A 3284-nucleotide genomic window follows, 5' to 3' on the forward strand; every position below is an offset into this window, starting at 1 on the left:
CGCGCCCTCGTCGAGGTCGGCCCGCCCGGGGTCCACCGACGCCGCTGCGTCCCAGAAGTGCCGGAGGGGCTCCATCCCCTCGGCGTAGTCCCACACGAATGCGGCGACCCGACCGCCGGGCACGACGACGCGCAGCTGCTCGCGCACGGCAGCGGGGGCGTCCGGGAGGAAGTTCAGCACGAGGCCGCTCACGGCGGCGTCGAGCGAGCGGTCGGGTACCGGCAACGCGTCGGCGGCAGCCACCTCCACGCTCACCCGGAGGTCCAGCGCGGCGCGCCGCGCCGCCGCGACGAACGCCTCGGACCGGTCGACGGCCAGGACGCTCGCTGGCGTCGCACCGGCGATCAGCGCTGCGGTGAGCGAGCCTGTGCCGCAGCCGACGTCGAGCCACCGCAGTCCGGCGGGGGCACCGAGCCAGGCGACGAACACCGGCGCGACGAGCCTGCTCCAGCGGCCCATGTACGCCTCGTAGGCGTCGGCGTCGGCGAACACGTCACCCATCACCCGAGGATCCGAGGGCGGCCCCGTGGCGTCAAGGCCCGACGGTCCGCCCGGCCGCTCCTCCGCGCCCCCTGTCGCGGGTGTCGGTGGGTCGATCTAGCGTGGCCCGTGATGCGGCCACCTGCCGAGGGGCCGCCACGGGAGGGGAGTCCGCCATGGCGCACGGCGACATCACGCACATCGACATCCCGGTCGCGGACCTCGCCCAGGGGGCGGCCTTCTACGGGGCGATGTTCGGCTGGTCGATCGAGGAGATCCCCGGCTTCGAGGGGTACCCGATGTGGCAGGCACCCAACAAGGTCAGCGGTGGCGGCCTCGCGCCCCGCTCCGACGACTTCACCCAGCCGCGCAGCTACGTCGAGGTGGACTCGATCGACGACGCGCTCGTCCGGGTGGTCGAGCTCGGCGGGAGCGTCGCGCAACCCAGGCAGGCGATCGACGCGACCAGCGCGTGGGCGGCCGTGCTCGACCCGGACGGCAACGTCATCGGCCTGTACGAGGGCGTCACGAGCACGTCGTGATCGCCCGCGGTCGGGCGGTGCCGTCCCACGACGAGGGGTGACGATGGAGCGCGAGTTCACCGCGGTGCCCTACCTGTGGGACGCCCGCAAGGCCGACACCTGGGTGTTCGTCGACCTGCCCACGGCGCTCGCCGACGAGATCGACGACGTCGCGGGCCACGCGGCCCGCGGTTTCGGCTCGCTGCGCGTCGAGGTGCGCGTCGGCCTGACCACCTGGCGCACGTCGATCTTCCCGTCGGACTCGACGTTCGTCCTGCCGCTGAAGAAGGCCGTGCGCCGTGCCGAGCAGCTCGAGGTCGGCGGCAGCGCGACGGTCCACCTGCGCGTGCTCGACGTCTAGGGCACGCACCGGCACCTCGCGGTCCGCACCCGTGCGCGCGGTGCCGGGGTCGACAGGTCAGCCGTTCGCGGCGACCTTCTCCTGCACCAGCGACACCACGCGCCCGACGTTGAGCGTCCAGCCGACACCGAACACGTGCGGGACGAGCAGGTGCTCGTTGTGCGGGTTCCACCACCGCTCGCGCATCCGGTCGAGCGTCGGCACGCGGAACTCGTACGGGACGAACCCGGCGACGACGCCGTGCCACGTCCGTTGGTCGGCCGGCGTGCGCAGCTCCTTGACGACGGCGGCGACGACCAGCCCGATCGCGACCAGCCGGACCAGCCCCACCGGCCCGCCATGGCTCTTGGTCTGCTCGTGGTGCACCATCAGGTCCTCCTCGGACTCGTACGACACCTTCATCGTCCACCCGCGCGCCCGACCTGGCGACCGGCCGCCTCGGCGCCCCGGAGCCCTCGGCCCCGCCGGCCTCAGCCCCAGCAGAGGCAGAACGGGTGCCCCGCCGGATCCGCGTAGACCTGGTACCCCCCGCGCGCGTCCAGGTCCGCCGAGGCCTGGAGCAGCGTGGCGCCCAGCGCCTCGGCCTCGTCGTGCGCAGCCCGGATGTCGTCGACGAACAGGTCGAGGTGCATCTGCTGGGGCGCGCCGTCCGGCCACTGCGGGGGCACGTGGTCGGGGGCGAGCTGGAAGGCCATCCGCTGCTCGCCGTCGACCACGACGCTGTGCCAGTCGTCCCCCGCCTCGACGGTCCCGCCGAGCAGCCCGGCCCAGAAGGAGCTCTCGGCGCCCAGGTCAGCGGCGTCGACGACGAGGTACTGCCGTGTGATCCTCATCCCCGCATGCTGGCACCGACGCGCGCTGCGCGCTCCCGGAATTCGCACGACAGCGGCCCGCCGACCGCACTACCGTCACGACGCGCCGCTCACGGGGCACCGGGCCGATGCGGGCCTGGGGCTTCCCACTCGTCGGCGCACGTGTCAACAGCACGGCCCTCGGTCCCGGGGGCCCGCGGTGCGACTCCGCAACCGGCGGTCGGGCCGGCGCACACCGGTCGGTCGTCCCTGCGGCACACGCCCCGACGCCCGGCCCGCGCCGGCCCGCTCGTCGGCACCGATCACGAGGCACAGGAGGGAAGGACCATGGCTCGGGTCACCGTCCAGGAGTTCCAGCGCGGCGTGCTGCACCAGTCCGGTGCGGCGGCGGTGCTGCTCGGACCCGGACGCCACCGCTACCGCTGGCGCCGCAGCGCGCTGGTGGTCGTCGACCTGCGCCCGTCCCTGCTCAAGGTCGCCGGGCAGGAGGTCCTCACGGCCGACGGCGTCGGGGTGCGGGTGGCCGCGGTCGTGCGGTACGCCGTGACCGACCCGCTGCGGTGGGTCCTGGCCGGCGACACCCCGGGCGCCGGTGGCTCCCGCCTGTACCTCGCGGCCCAGCTCGCGCTGCGCGACGTCGTCGCCGCGCACCGGGCAGAGGAGCTCCTCGCCGCGCGGTCGAGCGGGGCCGAGCGCCTCGCGGCGACGGTGCGGGCCGCCGGGCTGGAGGTCGGGGCCGACGTCGAGGCCGTCGACCTGCGCGACCTGTCGTTCCCCGGCGACCTGCGCCGCACGTTCGCGCAGGTGGCGATCGCACGCCAGGAGACCACGGCCGCACTCGAACGCGCTCGCGGCGAGACGGCGACGCTCCGGTCGCTCGCGAACGCTGCCCGTGTGCTCGACGGCAACCCCGCCCTGCGCGAGCTCCGCACCCTGCTCGCGGTGGAACGGACCGGCGGGACCGTGGTCCTCTCACCCGCCGCCGCCGCCGGGGTGGTCCCGCCGACGGCGTGACGGTCCGCGGGGGTGGTCCCGAGGCGATCGGGACCACCCCCTGCGGCGCCCCGCCCGCGTCCGTACCCTGACCGGATGGACCTGGAGCTCAGCGGC

Annotated in this window: 6 protein-coding genes; 3 read left to right on the top strand and 3 right to left on the bottom strand. The window is 75.0% G+C overall.

Translation table 11 applies throughout. The features are described 5' to 3' along the window. Positions 1-501, bottom strand: a 501-nt coding sequence (locus PKY62_RS12825) for a class I SAM-dependent methyltransferase (RefSeq protein ID WP_324537562.1), incomplete at its 3' end; no start/stop codon positions are given. 155 nt (positions 502-656) lie between these two features. Here PKY62_RS12825 and PKY62_RS12830 point away from each other — a divergent pair. Further along, a complete protein-coding gene (locus PKY62_RS12830) occupies positions 657-1022 on the top strand; it encodes a VOC family protein (RefSeq protein ID WP_324537564.1) in 366 nt (121 codons plus the stop codon). A 43-nt stretch (positions 1023-1065) separates the two neighbouring features. Beyond that, the gene (locus PKY62_RS12835) at positions 1066-1362 is read left to right on the top strand and encodes a DUF1905 domain-containing protein (protein WP_324537566.1); all 297 of its coding nucleotides are present in this window, start codon (positions 1066-1068) and stop codon (positions 1360-1362) included. A gap of 57 nt (positions 1363-1419) precedes the next feature. Here PKY62_RS12835 and PKY62_RS12840 read toward each other — a convergent pair whose 3' ends face one another. Both PKY62_RS12840 and PKY62_RS12845 read right to left on the bottom strand, forming a co-directional pair. Then, a complete protein-coding gene (locus PKY62_RS12840) occupies positions 1420-1758 on the bottom strand; it encodes a DUF5808 domain-containing protein (protein WP_324537568.1) in 339 nt (112 codons plus the stop codon). A gap of 74 nt (positions 1759-1832) precedes the next feature. Continuing rightward, complete coding sequence (locus tag PKY62_RS12845; protein ID WP_324537570.1) at positions 1833-2195, bottom strand: VOC family protein; 363 nt, start codon at positions 2193-2195, stop codon at positions 1833-1835. Between the two features lie 306 nt (positions 2196-2501). Here PKY62_RS12845 and PKY62_RS12850 point away from each other — a divergent pair, with 306 nt between their 5' ends. Next, the gene (locus tag PKY62_RS12850) at positions 2502-3188 is read left to right on the top strand and encodes a slipin family protein (RefSeq protein ID WP_324537572.1); all 687 of its coding nucleotides are present in this window, start codon (positions 2502-2504) and stop codon (positions 3186-3188) included. Positions 3189-3284: the final 96 nt, after the last annotated feature.

Source organism: Actinotalea sp. (assembly GCF_035443605.1).
Classification (GTDB): domain Bacteria; phylum Actinomycetota; class Actinomycetes; order Actinomycetales; family Cellulomonadaceae; genus Actinotalea.